The sequence below is a fragment of the Kribbella sp. NPDC005582 genome (genome assembly GCF_040605415.1).
Taxonomy (GTDB): domain Bacteria; phylum Actinomycetota; class Actinomycetes; order Propionibacteriales; family Kribbellaceae; genus Kribbella.
In genome coordinates this window covers 664,855-686,099 of the sequence record NZ_JBEXCU010000003.1, presented here as the reverse complement: position 1 = coordinate 686,099, position 21,245 = coordinate 664,855, and the positions used below count along the sequence as shown (strand labels likewise).

Below are 21,245 nucleotides of genomic sequence, written 5' to 3'. Positions count from 1 at the left end.
CTAGGACGGATTCGGGAACTGGGAGCGGATGCGCTGCCGCCAAAGTTCGTAGGCAGGCTCGATGTCGTCGGTCGGTAGGTCGTCGAGGGCACCCCGCGCGATCTCGGCGGCTTCGGCACTGCTGAGTTCGCAGATCACTCGCGACGCGAGCTCGACGGTGTCGCCCGCGTTGCCGACCTGGTGGCGCGCCCGGGCGGCGACGACGACTCCTTCGGCCAGCCGCGGCAGGTGCCGGCCGGCCAGCGTGCGCAGCGTGTCGAGCGCCTGCTCGTCGACGCCGCCGGTATACCCGCAGCCCAGCCCGATCCCGGCCCACAGATCCCCCTGCCGGTACGGCGGGAAGGCGTCGATCGTGGCGTGGACCCGCTTGGGATCGGCGCCGGTCGCGAACCAGAGACCACGCCCGAGCCCGTGGTCGAAGGCCCGGAGCGCGTAGCCGCTCAGGTGCCGCGGAGTGGCTCGCTCCTGCACGTGCTTGCGGTAAGCGAAGAACGCTTCGTGGAACCCGTACCCGTCGAGCACAGCCCACCCGAGGACGGGATCGTCGAGCCGGCGGCGGAACGGTTCGGGATTGCGGCGCAACCGGGCCAGGCCCATGCCGGCGCCGAGGTAGACCGCGAAGATGTAGTCGCGCGCAGGCCCGTCGACGAATGCTCGAGTGCGCTGCTTCCATCGCAACAGGTCGTCGAGCGCGGCCAGCGCGACCCCCGCGCCTTCGTAGGCGAACCCGAGCAGCTCCTCGGGGTAGGCGTCGAGCTTGGCGACCAGCTTGGCGCGCCGGGTCATCAGCGTCAGCTCGCAGCACTCGGTGACCGTGAACACGACCTTGCTCAGCCGCTCGGTGGTCGGACCGTCGCCGCTGGTCAGCACCGGCACATCGGTCGGTGTCACCTCGAAGACCGGTCGCAGCAGTGTTCCCACGACGCTCATGCCGACTCCCCCAGGCTCTGCTTGGCCGGACTGAACACGGCTTCCAGCCGCTCCTGCAGTACGCCGTACGCCGGGCGCGCGGGACTGTCCGGCAACTCCCGGAACGCCTCGTCGACGTGTGCGGCCGCCTGCCGGCTCGTCATGCCGCACAGCACCTCGCAGGCGAGCTCTGTGCCGGGGATCGGGTTGCCGGCGCGGATCCGGCCTTTGGCGACGAACGCCGTACCGACGGCGACGCGGGGCAGATGCCGGCCCGCGGTCTCCCGCAGTTCCTCGACAGTGGCCCGGTCGACACCGCCGACGTACCCGCAGGCGACCCCGACGCCGAGCCACAGGTCGGGATGCCGGTGGGCCGGGAAGGCCGCGATCTGTCGTGCGATCTCACCGATGTCCGCACCGGACGCGAACCAGATACTGCGCCCGACGCCCTGGTCGAAGACGCGTCGTCCGAACGGCGACAAGTGGGACGGAACGCGCTGTGCCTGAACGAACTTGGCCGGCTTGAAGAAGCCTTCGTGGAAGCCGTAGCCGTCCATCACCAGCCAGCGCAGCGCCGGATCGGGCAGCTTGGCCAGGAACGGTTCAGGCTTGCGCTTCAACCGGCCCAGAGCCTCGCCGGCACCGATGTGCACCATGTAGATGTGCGGGCTGCCGGGGCCGTCGACGTACCGCTGGAAGCGAGCGCCCGGCAGGAACAGGTCCATCCCGGTCAGCCCCATCGCCGCGCCCTCGTAGGCGTAGCCGCGGAACTCGAGCGGAGTCTGGTCCAGCCGCGGGATCAGGTCGTCCAGCCGATGGCCGTCGAGCACCGCGTGGTACCCGCCGACGGCCGACCGGACAACGGTCTTGAGGTGGTTCCAGTTCGGCGTGTCACCGCGGCAGAACCCGGTGGCCTCGCGGTCCGGTACGCCCATCACCGCCCGGCGCAACCGGCTAAGAAGCTGGCTCATGATCCATCCCTTCTTCGCGCTCGAGCTCGGCGAGCAACGCGTCGAGCTCCTCGGGTGAGGCGTTGGCGAGAAGCTGCTCGAGCTCGTCGTCGCTCGGTGCCGCCGGGGCGGCAGTAGCGTCGGGGGCGTCCGGCTGCTCGTCCGGGGTCGCCGCGAGATCGAGCCGCGGCAGGATCCGGGCCGCCAGGTCGACGACGCTGACGCCCTGGAGGAGATCGAGGACCGGGATGTCGACGCGGAGCATGAGGTCGATCCGGGCCTTCACCTCGACGGCCATCATCGAGTCGATGCCGAGGGTGCTGAGGTTCTCCTCGTCGCCGAGCTCGGCGGCGTCGAGATTCAGCACGGTGGCGGCGATGTCGCGCAACAGGTCCCGGACCAGGCCGGCTCGTTCGCCGTCAGGGGCTTGGCGGATGCCGTCCAGGATCGAGTCCGCATCGACGGCCGACTCCGACGGCTGTTCCGCACCACTGCTGACTCCGAGCTCGGCGAACATCGGCGGGAGCTGTCCGGCGACCGACGCTGCCCGGGCGGCCGGCCAGTCGACCGTGATCGCCACCAAGTGCGCCGGCCGTTGGCTGAGAACCCGGGCCAGGATCTGGGTGCCCGACTCCGGCGTGATCAGCTCGATGCCTCGCCGCGCGTACATCTGCTCGAGGCCGAGCTTCTCCACCATGCCGACCGACCACGGTCCCCAACCGATCGTCAGTCCTGGCAGGCCTTGCGCACGCCGGTGCGCGGCCAAGGCGTCGAGGAACGCGTTCGCGGCGGCATAGTTCGCCTGGCCCGCCGACGCGATCACGGAGCCGGTGGAGCCGAACAGCACGAAGAAGTCCAGCGGTACGTCGGCCAGCAGCTGGTGCAGCAGCCACCCGGCGCGCAGTTTCGGCCGCATGACCCGGTCGAACGACTCGCGCGTCATCCGGACCATCAGCTCGTCCTCGACCACACCCGCGGTGTGCACGAGGCCGCTGATCGGCGGTCTGTGGTTGCGGCGATGGTCGTCGTACCAGGCTTGCAGCTGTTCCTCGTCGGCCGAATCGACCGCGGCGCATGTCACCGTGGCGCCGCTCGTCTCGAGCGACAGCAACTGATCGATCAGCCCGCGCTGCGGGTGGTCGGCCGGCAGATCGCGCCAGGTGTCGCGCGCCGGTACGGCGGTCCGTGCCATCAGGACCAGGTACCGTGCGCCGCGATCGACCAGGAAGCGGGCGACCAGAAGTCCGAGCGTCCCGAGCCCGCCGGTGATCACGTAGGCGCCGTGCGGACGCAGCCGGACCGGGAACGGCGGGGTCAGGTTGGTACTCGGCGCGAGCCGGGCCACGAATCGCCGGTCGTTGCGGTAGGCAACTTGGTCTTCACCGGTGCCCGCGTCGATCTCGTCGATCACTCGCCCGGCGTCGTCGTCCGGTCCGAGGTCCACGAGCCCGCCCCACAGGCTCGGGAACTCCTGGTGGCCGACGAGCCGGCCGATCCCCCACAGCGGCGCCCGCGAGACGGCCACCGGTCCCCCGTCGATCGCCTGCGCCTCGCGGGTGACCAGCCAGACCTGCGCGAGTTGATGATTGAGCTCGGACGCCAGGGCCTGCATGAGGTTGAGCACCGAGACCGCGCCGAGCAGCTGGCTGCGCTCCAGCTCGTCCGCCGAGATGTCAGCTTGCGAAGGCGCGTCCAGGCTCCAGAGGTGGAGTACCTTGCCGACGGACAGTTCCTGACCCAGCTTGCGGAACAGCTCCTTGTACTGCTCGGCATCCGCGGGATTCACGATGTAGTCACCAGGCCCGGTCTCGACCAGCTTCGACACATCGCCGTGCCCGACCCTGATCACCTGCCGGCCTGCGCCGCGCAAGCGCCGTACGGCGTCGCCGGAGGAGTCGGTGAAGACGACCCAGGCGGCATCGTCCGGCTCCGCGGCCTCGACGGCGTCGAGCGGCTGCTCGCGCCAGAACAGCTCGTGCAGGTTCCGGTCGATGCGGTCGAGGCTCTGGTTCGACGCCGCCTGGAGGGACTGGGCGCGGAAGCCACGGATCTCGGCCAGCACCGTCCCGTCCGCGGCACACAGCGCGAGATCACTGACGACCACGCGGGCGTCGGCCTGCACCACCTCGGCGACGACGAACATCTCGTCGCGCGGCGACTCGTGGACCGTGATGCTGTCCACGCCGACCGGAAGGTACGGCGTACCGAAGCCGTTGCCGGTCTGCGGCGTGGCAGCGGTCAGCAGGACCTGGAACGCCGCGTCGATCAACGCCGGGTGGAACCGGTACGACGCGAGGTCGCCGCGAATCTCCTCCGGAACGGTGACCCGGCCGACCGCCGAGCCCGGCCCACTGACGATGTCCTGCACCGCCTGAAACACCGGCCCGTACTCGAACCCCATCTGGCGAGATCGATCGTAGAAGTCGTCGCGGGACACACTCTGCTCGCAGCTCGCCCGGGCGGCCTCCAGATCCCGCCGAGCAGGCCCGGTCGTCCGCCGCCCGAGCTGGGCGGTGGCGTGGATCGTCCAGGTCCGATCGCCCGCGGGCGTGGCCGTGTAGCCGGCGATCTCGACCCGCCCCGACTCCTGGTGCAGAGTCGTCCGCAACCTCGGGTCAGCCGTCTCCGGCAGTACGACGGCCTTGCGGAACTCGAGGTCCTCAACCGTGTAGCAGTCGTCGCCGTACACCTCGTGGGCGGCCGCCATCGCCATCTCGATCATCGCGGCGCCCGGGACGAGCGTGGTGCCCTGGATCCGGTGATCGGCGAGATACGGCAGGACGCCGACGCCGAGCTCACGTTCCCAGGCCGGCTGGCTGCCGCTGATCCGCTGACCGAGCAGCGGGTGGACCTGCGTGTAGTGACGGTCCTCGCGCGCTTCGACCGACTCGTTCCAGTACCGCTTCTTCTGCCACGGGTACGTCGGCAGCTGGACATGCCGGCCGTCGCCGTAGAAGGCCTCCCACCGCACAACCTGCCCGTGCGCGTAGAGCGAGCCGAGCGATCCGAGCAGGACCGCGTCGTCGGCCTCGTCGCGGCGTAGTGACGGCACCACCAGTACGTCGGCCTGCTGCTCGGCGGCGAGCTCCCGCATCGAACCGGCCAGCACCGGGTGCGGACCGACCTCGACGAAGTGGGTGTAGCCGTCGGCAAGCATCTCCCGGAAGGCAGAGGCGAAAAGCACCGTCGCCCGGACGTTCTGCCACCAGTAGTGTCCGTTCACCCCGGCGCCGTCGATCCGGGTCCCGGTCACCGTCGAGTACAGCGGAACGGTGGCCGACTCACCCTTCAGGTCGGCGAGCCCGGCCAGCAGATCGTCGCGCAGCGGATCCATGCAGTGGCTGTGGTACGGCACCTTCACGGTCAAGAACTTGTGGAAGACACCGAAGGTCTCCAGTTGCGCGGCCATGCTCTCCAAGATGGCGGCGTCGCCGGACAGCGTGACCGCGGACGGACTGTTGACCGCGGCAACCGATACCAGTGGGCCCGCGTCCGCGACGGCCTTGTCGAGCGTCTCCGGAGTGAGCCCGACCGCGAGCATCCGGCCGGTGCCGGTCGCGCGCTGCTGCAGGCTGCTGCGGTAGTAGTTCACCTTCACGGCGTCCTCGAACGACAGGACCCCGGACAGGTACTGCGCCGCGACCTCGCCGGTGCTGTGACCGACGATGCCGTCGGGCTCGATGCCCCAGGTGCGCCACAGTTCGGCCAGGCCGACCTGGACGGCGAAGTTCGCCGTCTGCGCGATCCTGGTCTCCGCCATCTGCGACGCGTCCTCAGTGGCGAGCATCTCCTCGAGCAACGACCAGCCGGTGTACTTGCGCAGCTCTTCGTCGCACCGCTCGACCGCCGCCCGGAAGACCGGTTCCGTGGTCAGCAGCTGCCGCGCCATCGCCCACCACTGCGGGCCCATGCCGGAGAAGACGAACGCGAGCTTGGGCCGGCCGCCGGCCGGCGCCCGACCGGAGGTGACCGCCTTGGTGGCACGACCCGCACTGAAGTCACGCAGATACTTCGTGACGTCGGCCGGCGTCGATGCGACGACGGCGAGCCGGTGCTCGTGATGACTGCGTCGGAGGCCGGTCGTGTACCCGACATCCACCAGGTGCAAGGCGTTCTCGGACAGATGCTCGGCCGTCGAAGCGGCTGCGGCGGTGAGTGCCTCGGGCGATCGAGCCGACAGTGGTACGACGTACCGCCGGTCGTGCGGGCGCCGTACCGGGTGCTCCTGCTCAGGCGGTCCTTCGAGAACAACGTGAGCGTTGGTACCGCCGAACCCGAACGAGTTCACGCCCGCCAACCGAGGCCCCGACACGGCCGGCCAGTCGCCGAGCCCGGTCTGCACCCGGACCCCGAGCCGGTCGAAGTCGATCGCCGGGTTGGGATCGTCGAAGTGCAGCTGGCCAGGGATCTGGCCGTGCTTCAGGGAGAGGGCGGTCTTGATCAGCCCGGCCACACCGGCGGCGGCCTCGAGGTGGCCGATGTTCGTCTTGACCGATCCGATGACGACGCGGTCGGTGTCGGCCCGGCCCTCACTGAGCACGCGTCCGATCGCGCCTGCCTCGATCGGGTCGCCGACGGGCGTCCCGGTTCCGTGGGCTTCGACGTACTGGACTTCGCGCGGTGCGACACCAGCGCGCAGGTACGCCGCGCGCATGGCGGCGGCTTGCGCATCGCCGTTCGGGACGGTGATGCCGTTGGTGTGCCCGTCTTGCGAGACCGCGCTTCCGCGGATCAGCGCGTAGATCGGGTCGCCGTCGCGCTGCGCGTCGCTCAGCGGCTTGAGGACCACCACACCGGCGCCCTCGCCCCGGGCGTAGCCGTTCGCGGAGGCACTGAACGCCTTCGAGCGCCCGTCGGGCGCGAGGAATCCGCCCTTGGACTCGGCGATCGTCATGTTCGGCGCGATCATGACGTTCACCCCGCCGGCCAGTGCCATCGAGCACTCGCCGTTCGCGATCGCCTGCGCCGCCAGGTGGACGGCGACCAGCGAACCGGAGCAGGCGGTGTCCACGGCGAGGCTCGGGCCCCGGAAGTCGAACGAGTACGACAGCCGGTTGGCCAGCATCGTCATCATCATGCCGGTGGCCGAGTGGGTCTGAAGCTCGTAACGGCTGTAGACGCCGTAGTTCTGGAGCAGCTGGTAGTCGAGGGTGAAGCCGCCCATGAAGACGCCGACGTCGGTTCCGGCCAGCTGGTCCGGGACCTGGCCGCCGTCCTCCATGGCCTCCCAGGCGACCTGCAACAGCAAGCGCTGCTGCGGATCGAGCCAGATGGCTTCCCGTGGTGAGATGCCGAAGAACTGGGCGTCGAACTCGTCGATGCGGTCGAGGAATCCGCCGTGGAACGTGCTCATCTTGCCGAGCTTGCCGCCGGCCGGGTCGTAGAACTTGCCGGTCTCCCACCGGTCGGCCGGCAGGTCCCGGGTCGCGTCGACCTCGTTGCACAGCAGGTCCCAGAAGGCACCCGGGCTGGTCGCGCCGCCGGGAAAATGGCAGCCGATGCCTACGATCGCGACCGGTTCGCGGGATCGGTCAGTCATGAACCTCTGTCCCTTCTGTGATGAGCGACGCGGCCCCGAGGTCGCTGACGAGTTCGGTGAGCAGCAGGTCCTGGGCGCTGTGCAGGAAGAAGTGCGAGCCGGGGATCATCGCGAGCCGGAACGGACCGGCGGCCTGGTCGCGCCACGGCTCCAGATCGCTGCGGCCGACCCGCACGTCCTGGTGACCGCCGAAGACAGACACCGGCATCCGCAGTGGCGGCTCGGCGGCGTACTGGTAGGTGTCGCAGAGCTCGAAGTCGGCGCGCAGGGTGGGCAGCAACGCCCGCATCAGCTCGTCGTTCTCGAGAACCTGTTGCGGTGTCCCCTCCTTGAGCAGGACGGTCTTCAGCACCTCGTCCGGCAGGTGGTAGATCTTGATGTTCGGGTTGGCCAGCTGCGGTGCCCGGAACGCCGCCAGGAACAGGTGCGCAGGCTCCGGTAGGCCGGCCGCCCGCAACCGCCGGGCGAGCTCGAACGCGACCAGCGCGCCCATGCTGTGTCCGAAGAAGACGTACGGCAGGTCCAGCTGCGGCCGGATCGCGGCTTCGAGTGCGTCGATGACCGGAGTCATCCGGCGTACCGGCTGCTCTCCCACGCGCGTCTCGCGGCCAGGCAGCTGTGCCGCCCACACGTCGACATCGGCCGGCAGCCCATCGGTCCAGCCGCGAAAGATCGAGGCGCCGCTCCCGGCGTACGAGAAGCAGAACAGCCGAACCGTCGCTGCGTCGCTGCGCGAGAACCGGACGAGCCATGGCGACTCCGGACGGGCAGGTTCGGCCCGCAGCCGGGTGAGGAGCTGTGCGCGCTTGTCGGCAGTCAGGCGGGTGATCCGCTCCTGCAGCTGGGTGCTCTCGGGGATTGTCGTGTTGGCGGTCATCTACCGTCTCCGATACTGGTGTCGACGGTCGGCCTGAGGGTGATCCAGTGGTCGTCGACCGGGTTCGCCGGTTGTTCCTCGGTGTAGACCTGGACCAGGGACATCAGCAGCTCGTCCGCGCGCCAGCGCTTCGCCTGTTCCTGCTTCGCAGCGTTGCCGGCGTCGGCTTCGAACTCCGCGAGTACGGTCGCGATCAGCTGACCGGACAGCTGATCGATGAACCGGACATTCGCGTCGAACCGCTCCTGCAGATCGGTCTCACCCAGATCGGCGGTCATGCCGATGTGCAGCCGGGGCATGAAGTCGAAGTCGTAGAAGCGCGTGAACGGCGCCTGGTCCGGCGACTGCTCGTCGACCGCACCCCACTCACGGAAGAAGCGCTGGACTTCCTTGCTGGTGGTGCCGAACCGGGCCAGCCCCTCCAGCAGCCCGGGCCGATCTGCCAGCACCCGCCACTTGTCCTGGAAGTAGAGCAAACCAGGGACAGCCCAGTAGACGGCCGTGTCCCAGACCACCTTGCACGTCATCACCCGCGCGTTGCCCATCAGCGGGTACTGGTTCTCGTAGATGGTCAGCCAGCCGTCGGTGAGCAGGAAGAACACCGTGTTGTGGATCGCGGCCAGCTCCTCGACGTCCTCGCCGTCGAGCGCCCGGCCGACCAGGTCCACGATCAGACCGTTGCTGATGGCAATCAGGTCCAGGCCGGGCGAGTAGAACGGGTCCAGGAAGACGCCGGCCTCGCCCGCGAGGCACCAGCGGTCACCGGAGAACACCTGTTCGCTGCTGTAGGCGTAGTCCCGCATGATCCGGAAGTCCTGCAGCTTGTCGCGGTGCTCCTCGATCATCCGGGCGCACTGCGGCTCGTGCTCCGTCAGCCACTCCATCGCACGGTCGAACGTGTTCATCTCGCCGAAGGCGTGCGCCTCGGCGTCGGTGACGATGCCGATGCTGATTCCGCCGGAGCCGAGCCGGATCAGCCAGACCCAGTAGCCGGGCCCCATCAGGTGATTGGTCGACAGCTCGCGGCGACCTTCGACAACCCGGCCGCGCCACTCCGGGTCGTCGGACCACCGGTCGATGTCGATCGGGTGCGCGATCCGGAACCAGACCGCGTTCGCCCGGTGCCCGACCTTCTTCGCCAGGCCGAGCTTGCGCTTCAGCAGCGCACTCCGCCCGGTGCCGTCCACGACCCACTTCGCCTGGATCTCGCCGGTCACGTTGTCGGCGTCGCGAACCGTCACCCGGTGGTGCTCGGACTCCGGCTCGAGGTCCACCGCCTCGACCTTGACCCCGGACAGGAACTGAACGCCGTCCGCCACGAGCATCCGGCCGAGCGCGTTCTCCAGCCGGCCGCGGTCGAGCTGGTAGGTGCCGACCGCACCGGGCGGCCGCACGGAGTGGCCGAGCTCGACCCGGCGGGTGATGTCGTCGTTGCCCTCGTGCGAGAAGAAGACCCGGAGCCCGAACTTGTCCAGCTGCTCGGTCTTCAGGTGCTCCTGCAACCCCAGCACCTGGCGCAGGTAGTACCCGGCGATCTCGACGGTGGACTCCCCCACCTTGTGCGTCGTCTCCGGTACCGGGTGCTGCTGTCGCTCCAGTACGGCGATCCGCGTGCCCGGCCGTTGCCGATGCAGCTGCAGTGCCAGGGTCAGTCCGGCCACGCCTCCGCCGAGGATCGCGATGTCGACCTCGGTTGGCAGGGCCGTCACGACGCCACCGCCGCGGGCTCGCTGCCCAGCGTGATCCAGGCGCTGTCGATCGGGTTGATCGGGTCGTACTCCCGGAACCGCTCGACGACCTCCTGGAGCAACTCGTCGCTGCGCCACTTCTCGATCTGCTCCTGCGCGACACCGCGCGCCGAGAGTTGGTCGATGACCGTCGTGACCAGCTGACCGGCGAGCTGTTCGAGCAGGATCACGTTCTTTGTGAACTGGTCCTCGAGCTCCTCGTCGGGCAGGCCGGCCGCCATCCCGTTGTGCAGGTCGACGATCCAGTCCAGCAGGCTGTACGGGTCGGCGAAGGTATCCGAGGCCGGCTCACAGTCGACGGCATGCCACTCGCGCAGGAACTGCTGAACCCTGGTGTGCAGCTCCCAGGTCCGCTGCAGGTTCCCGAACGCGCGCGGGCTCTCGCCGAGCCGGCGGAGCTTGTCGTGGAAGAACAGCAGTCCGGGGACCGCCCAGTAGATGATCGTGTCCCAGATGACCTTGGCGACCATCACCTTCGGGTTGCCCATCAGCGGGTACTGGTTCTCGTACGCGACCAGCCAGATGTCGCTCAGCACGAGATACACCTGGTTGTGCGCGGCAGCGATGTCCTCGATCTCCTCACCGCGGCGATCCCGGACGACCAGATCGGTGATCAGCCCGTTGCTGATCGCCATCAGATCGCCGCCCGAGGAGTACAACGGGTCGATCGAGACTCCCGCCTCGCCGGTCAGGCACCAGCGGTTCTCCGAATACACCTGCTGGCAGCTGTAGGCGTAGTCCTTCATCACCCGGAAGTCCTGGATCTTGTCGCTGTTCCGCCGGACCTCCGCGGCGACCTGCGGCTCGTGGGCATCGAGCCATTCCAGGGCTCGTTCGAGCTTGTTGAAGTCCTGGAACGAGTGCGCGCTGTCCTCGGCCACGATCCCGACGCTGGTCGATCCGGACGCGAGCGGAATCAGCCAAACCCAGTAGCCGGGACCCATCAGGTGGTTCGTGGACAGCCGCCGCTGGCCGTCGCACACCCGCTCCTGCCAGGCCTCATCGGCCGACCAGGCCTGAACGTCCACGGGATGAGCGATCCGGAACCAGACCGAGTTCGCCCGGTGGCCGACCGGTTTCGCCAGGTCCAGCTTGCGTTTCAGCAGCCCGGCCCGGCCGGTCGCGTCCACGACCCAGCGCGCCGCGATCCGGCGTACGCCGTCGTCGTCCTGGACCTCGACGACGTGATCGGACCCGTCCTCGGCGAGCTCGGCGCCGAGAACCTTGCCGTGGGCAAAGGTCACCCCGTGCTCGGCGATCAGCTCGCCGAGGTGGTTCTCCAGCCGCCCGCGGTCCAGCTGGTACGACGGCAGCGGAGCGGCCTCGACCTGCCCGTACTCGACCCGGCGCGCGATGTCGGTGTTGTCGCCATGACTGAAGAACATCCGCAGACCGAACTTGTGCAGCTGGTCGTGGGTCAGGTGCTCCTCGAGTCCGAGGACGTCGCGCAGGTAGTGCGCCTGCACCTCGACGCTGGACTCACCGACCTTGTGCGCGGCCTCGGGAACGGGATGCTGCTTGCGCTCGATCACGGTGACCTCGAGGCCGGGATCGGTCCGCTTGAGCTGCAGTGCCAGCGTCAGGCCGGTGATCCCGCCACCGAGGATGGCGACGTCGTAGTGGCCGGCGATGTCAGGCATAGGTCACCTCTTCGATCTTCGGGTCAGGGTTGTTCACGCCGCCGGCGCCGAGCACCAGCCAGCCCTCGCTGGTCGGGTTGCGGTGCCGTTCGCGGCGGTACACGGCGACCAGCTCGCCGATCAGCGGATCGCGTTGCCAGGCCTGGATCTGGGCGACCACGTGGTCGTCGGCGTAGCGGTCGCCATGGGTGTCGATGACGGAGCTGATCAGCTGGCCGGCCAGCTGCTCGAACAGCCGGGTGTTGGCGGCGAACCGCTCGGCGAACTGCGCGGTGGACAGCTCGTCGGCCATCCCGGCGTGCAGCTTCACCATGAAGTTCAGCGGGGAGTACAGGTCCACGAACCGCGGTTCGAGCTCGCGGTCGTCGATCCCGGCCCACTCCCGGAAGAAGGCCTGGACCCGGTTGCTGACCTCGGTGAGCCGGGCCAGGTCGTTCGCGACCGACGGACTGGTCGCGACCTGGCGGAACTGGTCCTGGAAGAACAGCAGCCCGAACACACCCCAGTAGAAGGCGGTGTCCCAGATCACCTTCGAGCTCATCACCCGGGCGTTGCCCATCAGGGCGTACTGGTTCTCGTAGATCGCCAGCCAGATCTCGGTCACCCGCCGGAACAGCGAGTCGTGAATCGCGGCCGCGGCGGTGACGTCCTCGCCGTCCAGCGACCGTCCGACCAGGTCGGCGACCAGACTGTTGCCGATCGCGATCAGGTCCAGTCCGGGCGAGTACAACGGGTCGAGGAAGATCCCCGACTCGCCGGTCAGGCACCACCGGGCGTTGCCGTCGAACACCTTGTCGCAGCTGTACGAGTAGTCCTTCATGACGCGGAAGTCCTGCACCTTGTCGAGGTGCTGCTTGATCTCTGCGTGACACTGCGGTTCGTGCTCGGCCAGCCAGCTGAGCGCGCGATCCAAGGTGTTGAAGCCGTCGAAGCTGTGCCGCTTCGCGTCGGCGACGATGCCGATGCTGATCGACCCAGAGGCCAGCCGGATCAGCCAGACCCAGTACCCCGGACCCATCAGGTGGTTGGTCGACAGCTCACGCTTGCCCTCGACCCGCTGCTGCCAGTCCGCGTCGTCGGTCCAGGTACTGACGTCGATCGGGTGCGCGACCCGGAACCAGGCCGCGTTCGCCGCGTGCCCGACCTCCTTCTGCAGACCGAGCTTGCGCTGCAGCAGGTGGTTGCGGCCGGTCGCATCGACCACCCAGCTCGCCGTGACGTCCCGCTCGCTGTCACCGGTCGCCACCCGCAGGTGGTGATGCGTCCGCTCACCGTCGAGATCGACCTGCTGGACTCTGCTTCCGGTGACCAGCTCGACGCCCTCGTCCGCACAGCGGCGGCCGAGCTCGTTCTCCAGCCGGCCGCGGTCGAGCTGGTACGTCGCGTGCGGCGGGAAGACCGAACTGCCGAGCTCCACGCGCTTGGTGATGTCGGTGTTGTCGTGGTTCGAGAAGAACATCCGGAGGCCGAACTTGCGGATCTGCCGGGTCTCCAGGTGTTCACCCAGCCCGAGGACGTCCCGGAGGTAGTGCGCGGCGATCTCGACCGTCGACTCACCCACCTTGTGCGTGGTCTCGGGCACCGGATGCTCCAGCCGCTCCACCACGAGCAGGCGGGCCGCCGGACGCTCCCTGCGCAACTGGAGCGCCAGCGTCAGGCCGGCCACGCCGCCGCCCATGATCACCACGTCGTAGTGGTTCGGGCCGGCGCTCTCGGCGGCGGGCCTGGCCTTCAGCGCCTCGAGGAGCTGGGCCCGTTTCGCGGCCGGCAGATCGGCAATCCGGACTCGGGTCTGTTGCGTCATCGCATCCCCCTTGTCGTCATCCTGGTAACAGGCTGACGACCGGTGATTACGCATGACTTACCTGATTTGGAAGGTATTCGGAGGAAGGCCACGAAAATGACCCCGGGACCGTAGTAGGCTCGTCGCCGGGAGTAACTCGTTCGACCGGGCGCGAATACTTCGTCACCCCTTGTCATAAGGAGGCCACGGTGAGTGCCCGGTCCGAGAATCAAACGTTCGTGCCGCAGGAGCCCTTCCGGGCTTGGCTTTTCGGCCCTTTCCGCGTCGTGCGTGGCAGCACCGAGATCGCCGATCAGGCGTGGACCCGGAAAAGCGCCCGAACCCTTTTGAAATGGTTTCTGCTCAATCCCGGTCAGCCGTTCTCCGCCGCCGAACTGTGTGACGTTCTGTGGCCGAACGGAAACGGAAAGTCGAACACCAAGAATCTGCACGTGACGCTGCACTATTTGCGTCGCGTCCTCGACCCGGATTCACCCAGCCGAAGTCCGTCCCGGTTCGTCCGCAGCGACGACGGCGGGCGCTACTGGTTCGACGAGCGCGACTGGTGGACCGACGTCGGCGAGGTCGAGTGGCTGTGGCGATCGGTCCAGGCCAGCGCCGAGCGCGACGACCACGACGCCGCGATCGCGACCCTGCTGCAGCTCGTCGACCACTACCAGCGCGGTTTCCTCCCCGAGGAGCTGTACGAGGACGCCTTCGCGCAGTTCCGCGACCTGCACGAGCGCAAGCACGACGAAGCGCTCCACGCCCTCCTCAAGCTGTACGGCGATCTCGGCCGCCGCTACGAGGTGCTGGCGTTCGCGCAGCGCATCCTGGACCGCGATCCGTACTCCGAGTGCGCGGTCATGGCGCTCGCCGAGGTGCACCTGGCTCAGGGCAACCTGTCGACCGCGATGTCGGAGCTCGACCGCTTCGTGCGCACGCTCAACGACGACCTCGGTACCGCGCCGAGCCCCCGCGTCGTGGCGCTGCGCCGGCGGTTGTCCTCATCCGGCTGAGCGGGACCGGCCCGTCTCAACCACCGCGTCGCCATCCGGCGAAGCGGGCCAAAGCTCCTTCGACAGCCGCGATGACGGCGGGCCGGAGCTCGTGCGGCGGGATCACCGCGTCGACGGACCCCACTGCCACCGCGCGATCGACATCGTGGACCCGGTCGAACTCGTGCGCCAGCTCCTCCAGCTTCTGCGCCTGCACGGCGTCCCGGACATCCGCGAGGTCCAACCCGATCCGCAACCGCTCAGGCCCGCTGATCGACTGCAGATCCGCCTCCAGCGCCGCGACCCGGCCATCGGTTCGGGCCCGCCGTCTGGCTTCGCCGGACAGCACCACATTGGCCGCCGGAGCGCCGCCGATCACGGATGCCCGCGCCCCGGCAACCGCGAGTACGGTGAGGTCCGGGTTCAGCCGTTTGGAGAACACCACGAACGCACCACCGTGGTACCGGCCGACCACGCAGAACACGATCGGCCCCTGGAAGTTCACGACCGCGCGGCCGATCTCAGCGCCGTACTCGAGCTGCAGATTGCGCAGCGACTCCGGTGAACCGTCGAAGCCGGCCAGATTGGCGAGCACCACCAGCGGACGGTTGCCGGACGCGGAGTTGATGGCGCGGGCGAGCTTCTTCGACGCCTGCGGGAACAACGTCGCCGCGCTGTACATCGGCGGACCGTCCGCCGGCGCGACGCCGTGGCGACGAGTCGGCCGCGACTCGACGCCGAGCAAGCACACCGCATGCCCGCCCAGGCGCGCGTCGAAGACGACCGCGTTCTGCGCGTCGGCCATGTCGGCCCACCGCTCGAGCGGCGGGCGGTCCTGGTCGATCACCGCTCGCATGACGGTCCGGATGTCGAAAGCCTTCTTGCGCTCAGGATTGTGGTCGACGGAGAAGATCTCGCCGACCGTCCGGAAGTCGCATCCGTCCACGACATGCGGGTAGTCGCTGATCTCGCGGTCTACCGGGTCGGCCGTGGGTAGCCGTCGCGGAGTGTTCTCGCCAGGAGCGACGTACGTGTGCTCGTAGTGCCGCATCAGCAGACGCGCCGCGGCGGCCAGATCCGGGGCCCAGTACTGACCTTGGCCGTTCGGACCCATGACGCGCTCGTACCCGCCGATGCCGAGCTCGTTGTCCGCCGACACCGCCCCGGAGAAGTCGAGCGACCGCTTGCCGGTCAGCACCATCGCACTCGCCGGCGTCATGATCAGCACGCCTTTGGTGTGCATCAGCATCGTCGCCTCGGCGTTCCAGTACGGCTGCGCGCCAACGTTGATCCCCGCGGCCACGACGTTGATCTCGCCACCGGCCTGCGTGAACTCGATGATCCGACGCAAGGCGGCAGCGACCCAGTCCATGTTCTCGGTGCCGGAGTCCATCGAGATCCGCGCCCCGGACGACAACGCAAACCACTCCACCGGAATCCGCAGCTGTTCGGCCAAGTCGATCGCCGCAATGATCCGACGGCACTCCGGCTCGGCCACCGCTCCGAGCGCCCGCGTCGGATCCCCACACAGCAACACCCGCCGCATCCCCTCGGGGTAGGCCGCGGTGACCGTCGTGACCATCCCGACGACGATCCCCGCACCGCGACGCGGAGAGCCGTTCTCGACAGGCCCGAGGCGCCCTTCCCCATCAAGCTCGAGCTCCACGTACGAGCCGCCTGCTTTCGCTAGGAAGGATCCAAGGTGGCGCGGACTGGGATAACCACGCGCACTCGCCTGGAGAACCTTCAGCTCGTCGGCGGTGAACGGCTGCAGCCGCTGGTCCGGAGCCGGCGGCTCAGACACCACCGGCTCCCGACTCAGCGGATCGAGGGTCAGCCGCCGGCCCGGCCGCCCGTACAGGACGAGCTCCTCCAAGTCTGGATCGTCAATAAGCGCAGCCAACTCCTCAACCGGGACCGGATTGTGGTCGACGCCGTGGATCCACAGGTGGACCCGGCCAGGCCGGGCTTGTGCTGAGGCCCGGGCGACCCGGACCGCGGCCATGCACTCGGTGACAACTCGGACGACGGCGCGCGGATCGGTAGCCTCGCCGATCGCGACGAGCCGGCGATCCGACGGATTGGCGACCGCCTGGCATTCGTACAGCAGAACATCGGACGGCACGCGCTTGATCTGAAACAAGCTCAGCCGCGCCGTGTCCGTCAGCCGAACAACGTCTGGTTCGCGCGCTGGCCGCTCGCACCAGAGGTGGCGCACTGCTAGTGCGAGATCGCGCAGCTCCCGCGACCGGCCTCGCTCGGACAGCCGTTCCAGGACTGCCTGCGCGTCGCTCGCAGTCGACGGTCGCTCGCGGAGCCATCGCTGCAACACCGCCACTACCACCTCCTGCGCCGTCGAATCATGCCGACGCTGCGCCCTGCAGATCCGCAGCAGCGCATCGTCCGGCGGCAGCTGGTACCACGCCGACGCGCGCTTCAGCCGGCGCCGAAGCCCGTCATCCAGACTGCGGGCTCGCAGGTAGCGCTGAAACAAGTCGTACGGCGCCCGTCCACACTCCGCGGCCTCACGCCGAAACAGATCGTCCAGATCGACGTACGCGGTCAGCAGCTCCACCTCGCCGGAACAAGGCGCCCCACCCGACGTCATCCGGTACGCCGCGAGCTCGGCTCTCGCAATCGCCTCATCAGCATCGAACCCGAGGATCAGCGCCAGCATCTCGCCGTACCGGTCGAGCCGCCGACTCGGACGCAACTCTCCACGCAGCACATCGTCAGTCGTCGGCTGCCGAGCCTCCAGCAGCACCGACCCGACCCGCACCAACGGAGCGCCGTACGCGACCTGCGCGCCCGGCCGCACCAGCCACTCCCCCACCTCACAGTCGAACGGCGCCCGAACCACCGACTCGAGCTTCATCGACTCGAGCACGGCGAGCGGCGTACCGGCGACAGCACGCTTGCCCTCAGCAACGGACTGCTGAACCACGATCGCCGGGATCGGCGAGCGCAGGATCGACCCGTCCCGATGCTCGATCCGGTGCGAACGACCACCGACCTCCACAAGCTCGAAGCCGGCATGCCCCGACGTGATGACGGTCATCGCCGGGCCGTCGATAGTGAGCCGCCGCCGGTCCTCGTCCACCTTCTCGACGCAGACCTCCAGCTCAGCCGTAGCACCGGCTTCGCTGCGCAGGCTCAATTGGTAGATCTCGTCACCACGCTGAAGCACCTTCGCCCGGTACGTCATCCCGTCCAGCCCGAGATGAAAGGTCCGTCCGTCATCCGGCCCAAGCGCGGGCAGCCCGCGCGCCGCCGTATCCACGAACGTCATGACATCGTCCGCGAGCGCACGGGTATACGCCTCAACCGCCGCGACGATCAGGGCGACCCGACCGGCCGGCTCCGGACGTCGGCCGGTGAGCTCCGCCAGCAGCTCGCCTTTGCTGGCCGTTGCCCCGTCCACAATCACAGTCGTAGCCATCAGCGCGCGCTCCAAGCGAGTCACCGCCTCCCGCTCGGTCACCCCGTACGCCGTAATCCGCGCCAGTACCGGGCTGCCCACAGCACAGATGACATCGCCTTGGGACACACCGGCGTCCACCTGAATCCCCGTACCGGCAGGCAACTCCAGCAACCGGATCCGACGGCCGGCTTCCGAACCGTTGTCGAGATCAACCATCCGCAACTGCGCCGCGGCCGCGAACGGCGCTGTTGCGGTTGGGACTGCCGCCTGCAGGTTCAAAGCGCTCCTGAGGTCCGCCACCAGACGATCGATGCCACCGGCAACTTCCGTGCCAGGCCCGACCCAGCAGTCGGGCCCGCGGATAGCACCGAGCAGCGGGAGGTCGAGAGTTCGGCACACCTGCCGCACACTGTCGTGCGCCTCGGGCCAGCCGCCGGTCCAGACCGCATCCGCGCCCAACTCCGTCAACACTCGCTCCAGAACGGAAGCATCGCCGTACAGGTGGTTCTTGACGCTGCCCAACTCAACCGCGACGTCAGCATCGCGGACAAACCGTGTAGACCGGTCCTCGCTGAGATGCAGCACCGCGAGGCGCACGTCTGCTGCCAGATCGCGGACGGCATGGATCGCCTGCAGGGCGGGTGCTCCCCGCCCCACGATCACGAGGCACCTGAGCACGTGGCCTCCTCACGACGGACTGTCCCGTCCAACCATCCGCCCGGCGACTTACCGCCCGCCTATCACCGCCGTAAGTGGGCCCGGGCAGCCGCAGACAACCGCTGATAGGAACGACCAGGCCTGCGGCGCGCAGCCGATCGCCCCGGGACTCAACAACGTCGGCAGCATTGATCAGCGAGTCGACCACACGGTGGCCCGGGTGACGCGCGAGTGTCGGCAAGTTGAGTGTGCAATCAGCCCACGGAATTGCCCACAAGTCCTTTGCAGATAAGGGCTTCCTGGCTCGGAAACTGTCGGTGGCCGTGTCTAGGCTATTGGGTATGGAGATCGTGGCGATGCCCCCGGTGTGGTCGCAGAGCGGCAGCGAACTGCTGTCGACTCTCGACACCCTCAAGGCCGCCCAGGCACTGCTCAAAACCTACGAACTCCAGCTCATCGGCCGGCTCGACGAAATGGGCACCGCCCAAGAACTCGGTGCCCGCGACACTGTCGAGCTGGTCTCGTTGCGCTACCGCCTCGACCCGGCCGAGGTCCGTAAAGACCTCACCTTCGCAGGGTGCCTGCACAAGTACCCCGCCATCACCGCCGCCCTGCCCGACCCCGCCGACCCTTCCCGCCCGGCGGTCCTGTCTCCCGAGCAGGCCAAGGTCATCGTCACAGCCTTGGAGAAAGCCCCCGCGAGCGTCCCGGTCGAGGTGCTGACCGTCGCCGAAGAACAAATGGTCGAAGCCTCCCGCGTCGCCAACCCCCGCGAGCTCACCCGCTTCGCCCACAAAGTCCTCGCCACGCTGGACACCGACGGCCCCGAACCCGCCGAAGACGAAGCCCGCGCCAAAGAATCCCTCCGACTGCGCCGAACCGACGGCGGCGTGAAGTTCACCGGGTTCCTGGCCGGCGACAGCGCCGAACTGCTCGAGACCCAGATCCACAAGCTCTCCAAGCCCCACAAAACCATCGACGGCGAGCTGGATCCCCGTCCCCGCGACAAGCGCCAAGCCGACGCACTCAGGACGATCCTCGACGCCGCTGCCGGCAACCCCGACCACCCCGGCGTCCCGCACCTGACGGTCACCATCGACTTCAACGACCTCAAAACCGCCCTCGACGCCGCCACCGGCCTACCCGCCACCGGGAACCCGGGCCCTGGTCCCGGCACTGGCCCGCACCCTGCTCCTGGCCCTGGCCCTGGTCTTGGCGCTGACCCGCGCGCCGGTGGCGCTCACCACGGTGCTGGTCTCGATGCTGACCCACGCGCAGGCGCTGGTCTTGGTTCTGGTGCGGTGGGTGAGTTGGTGTTCGGCGGCAACCTGTCCGCCTCGGCGGTGCGCCTAATGGCCTGCGACGCAGCCGTCCTGCCGATCGTGCTCGGCGGCGACTCCCAACCCCTCGACATCGGCACCGAACAACGCTTCGTCAACCGCTACCTCCGCCGAGCCCTCAACAAACGAGACAAAGGCTGCGTCGTCTGCAACGCACCACCCTGGATGTGCCACGCCCACCACCTCACCCACTGGGCCGACGGAGGACCCACCAGCCTGAACAACCTCGCCCTCCTCTGCGCCCTCCACCACCGCGCCGCCCACACCGGCCAATGGACCATCACCATCACCGACGGCATCGTCCACGTCACCCGCCCCACCTGGGCAGACCCACCGCGCACCACCCCCGCCGCTTTGGCCAGCCTTGTCGCATGGGACACCCCTGCCCACAACACCGCTGTCAGCCGCACCGGCAGCACCAGCAACAGCACCACCGCCGCCCGCAACTGCAGCGCCAGCGCCACGCCCAGCGCCACGCCCAGTGCCATCGCCACCGCCAGTGCCAGTGCCAGCGCCAGTGAGGGCAGCGCGGTATCGAGGTCGGCGGGCAGGTCGGGGGCCGGCTGGGCGGGTGTCGGCAGCAACCCAACTCACGAACAGTCGACGCGCCTCCCCGCAGCCAGCACCATCCCCAACCCGACACTGGCCGCTACCCGCGAAGCCCTCCGAACCCGGCTGACCGCACTGGTCCCCAACCACTCTGACCCCTGGGGCGCCGACCTCACCTCAGCAGCCGGACCGTAGTACCCGTTCACTGCACCAACCCCACCGCACCAGCCAACCATCCGGCCGGCAGGGGGCTTGGGCCAGTCTGCGTAGCCGCAGCCACTGCGGCGGCCCAGGCAGTGCGAGCGACCTGTTGTGACGGACATCCGAGATCGGGAGCTTGTGCTCCGGTGGGATGTTCGCGCCGACTTCCGGAGTCGGCTGCACGGATGCCCGAACTCGTCTGCGCGTGCCGGTCGCAGCTTGGCCAGTCACCAGGCTGTAGGGGAACAACGCACGCTCCAGCCTTGACACATTCCCATATGGGTATACGATCCTGGTGTGGCACGAGCGGCAACGACAACGGACGCGTTCAACGCGGTGGCCGAACCGAGGCGTCGGCAGATCCTCGATGTCCTCATCGAGGGGGAACGGCCGGTCAACGACTTGGTGCGTGCACTGGGGCTGGCCCAGCCGCAGGTGTCCAAGCATTTGCGGGTTCTGCGCGAGGTGGGGGTGGTGGAGGTGCGCGATGACGGGCGGCAGCGGCTGTACCGGCTCAACGGGCATGCGCTGAAACCGATCCATGACTGGGTCACGCGATACGAACGCACCTGGTCGGAGCGGTTCGAGCGGTTGGACGCCGTACTGGAAGAACTCAAAGACGAGGAGATGTGA

The 21,245-nt window shown here is 68.5% G+C and carries 11 protein-coding genes; 3 read left to right on the top strand and 8 right to left on the bottom strand.

Annotated features, from left to right (window positions below; translation table 11 throughout):
• Genes ABZS29_RS20855 through ABZS29_RS20825 form a run of 7 tightly spaced genes read right to left on the bottom strand, consistent with a single transcriptional unit; the run spans position 1 to position 13,467 of the window.
• The gene (locus tag ABZS29_RS20855; protein ID WP_355463917.1) at positions 1–930 is read right to left on the bottom strand and encodes a DUF1702 family protein; all 930 of its coding nucleotides are present in this window, start codon (positions 928–930) and stop codon (positions 1–3) included.
• Complete coding sequence (locus tag ABZS29_RS20850; RefSeq protein ID WP_355463916.1) at positions 927–1,880, bottom strand: DUF1702 family protein; 954 nt, start codon at positions 1,878–1,880, stop codon at positions 927–929. The genes ABZS29_RS20855 and ABZS29_RS20850 overlap by 4 nt, the downstream gene beginning before the upstream one ends.
• Positions 1,864–7,398: a type I polyketide synthase gene (locus ABZS29_RS20845; protein ID WP_355463915.1), complete on the bottom strand. Its 5,535-nt coding sequence runs from the start codon at positions 7,396–7,398 to the stop codon at positions 1,864–1,866. The genes ABZS29_RS20850 and ABZS29_RS20845 overlap by 17 nt, the downstream gene beginning before the upstream one ends.
• Positions 7,391–8,275: an alpha/beta fold hydrolase gene (locus ABZS29_RS20840; protein WP_355463914.1), complete on the bottom strand. Its 885-nt coding sequence runs from the start codon at positions 8,273–8,275 to the stop codon at positions 7,391–7,393. The genes ABZS29_RS20845 and ABZS29_RS20840 overlap by 8 nt, the downstream gene beginning before the upstream one ends.
• Positions 8,272–9,984 carry a tryptophan 7-halogenase gene (locus tag ABZS29_RS20835; RefSeq protein ID WP_355463913.1) on the bottom strand — a complete coding sequence of 571 codons (1,713 nt, stop codon included), beginning with the start codon at positions 9,982–9,984 and terminating at the stop codon, positions 8,272–8,274. Before ABZS29_RS20835 ends, ABZS29_RS20840 begins: the two co-directional genes overlap by 4 nt.
• Positions 9,981–11,663, bottom strand: a complete 1,683-nt coding sequence (locus ABZS29_RS20830; protein ID WP_355463912.1) for an FAD-dependent oxidoreductase — start codon at positions 11,661–11,663, stop codon at positions 9,981–9,983. Before ABZS29_RS20830 ends, ABZS29_RS20835 begins: the two co-directional genes overlap by 4 nt.
• Complete coding sequence (locus ABZS29_RS20825; protein WP_355463911.1) at positions 11,656–13,467, bottom strand: tryptophan 7-halogenase; 1,812 nt, start codon at positions 13,465–13,467, stop codon at positions 11,656–11,658. The genes ABZS29_RS20830 and ABZS29_RS20825 overlap by 8 nt, the downstream gene beginning before the upstream one ends.
• Before the next feature lie 188 nt (positions 13,468–13,655).
• Here ABZS29_RS20825 and ABZS29_RS20820 point away from each other — a divergent pair, with 188 nt between their 5' ends.
• Positions 13,656–14,465, top strand: coding sequence for a BTAD domain-containing putative transcriptional regulator (locus ABZS29_RS20820; protein ID WP_355463910.1), 810 nt, complete (start codon positions 13,656–13,658; stop codon positions 14,463–14,465).
• Between the two features lie 16 nt (positions 14,466–14,481).
• Here the strand turns inward: ABZS29_RS20820 and ABZS29_RS20815 are convergent, their stop codons facing one another.
• Positions 14,482–18,543 carry a carboxyl transferase domain-containing protein gene (locus tag ABZS29_RS20815; protein WP_355463909.1) on the bottom strand — a complete coding sequence of 1,354 codons (4,062 nt, stop codon included), beginning with the start codon at positions 18,541–18,543 and terminating at the stop codon, positions 14,482–14,484.
• A gap of 320 nt (positions 18,544–18,863) precedes the next feature.
• On the opposite strand from ABZS29_RS20815, the gene ABZS29_RS20810 reads away from it, so the two are divergent.
• Both ABZS29_RS20810 and ABZS29_RS20805 read left to right on the top strand, forming a co-directional pair.
• A complete protein-coding gene (locus ABZS29_RS20810) occupies positions 18,864–20,606 on the top strand; it encodes a DUF222 domain-containing protein (protein ID WP_355463908.1) in 1,743 nt (580 codons plus the stop codon).
• Positions 20,607–20,909: 303 nt separating this feature from the next.
• The gene (locus ABZS29_RS20805; protein ID WP_355463907.1) at positions 20,910–21,245 is read left to right on the top strand and encodes a metalloregulator ArsR/SmtB family transcription factor; all 336 of its coding nucleotides are present in this window, start codon (positions 20,910–20,912) and stop codon (positions 21,243–21,245) included.

What these genes read in the sequence shown, in the direction of transcription:
- ABZS29_RS20830 (WP_355463912.1), bottom strand. Translation starts at nt 11,663, where the DNA reads ATGCCTGACATCGCCGGCCACTACGACGTCGCCATCCTCGGTGGCGGG.
- ABZS29_RS20825 (WP_355463911.1), bottom strand. Translation starts at nt 13,467, where the DNA reads ATGACGCAACAGACCCGAGTCCGGATTGCCGATCTGCCGGCCGCGAAA.
- ABZS29_RS20810 (WP_355463908.1), top strand. Translation starts at nt 18,864, where the DNA reads ATGGAGATCGTGGCGATGCCCCCGGTGTGGTCGCAGAGCGGCAGCGAA.
- ABZS29_RS20850 (WP_355463916.1), bottom strand. Translation starts at nt 1,880, where the DNA reads ATGAGCCAGCTTCTTAGCCGGTTGCGCCGGGCGGTGATGGGCGTACCG.
- ABZS29_RS20840 (WP_355463914.1), bottom strand. Translation starts at nt 8,275, where the DNA reads ATGACCGCCAACACGACAATCCCCGAGAGCACCCAGCTGCAGGAGCGG.
- ABZS29_RS20845 (WP_355463915.1), bottom strand. Translation starts at nt 7,398, where the DNA reads ATGACTGACCGATCCCGCGAACCGGTCGCGATCGTAGGCATCGGCTGC.
- ABZS29_RS20855 (WP_355463917.1), bottom strand. Translation starts at nt 930, where the DNA reads ATGAGCGTCGTGGGAACACTGCTGCGACCGGTCTTCGAGGTGACACCG.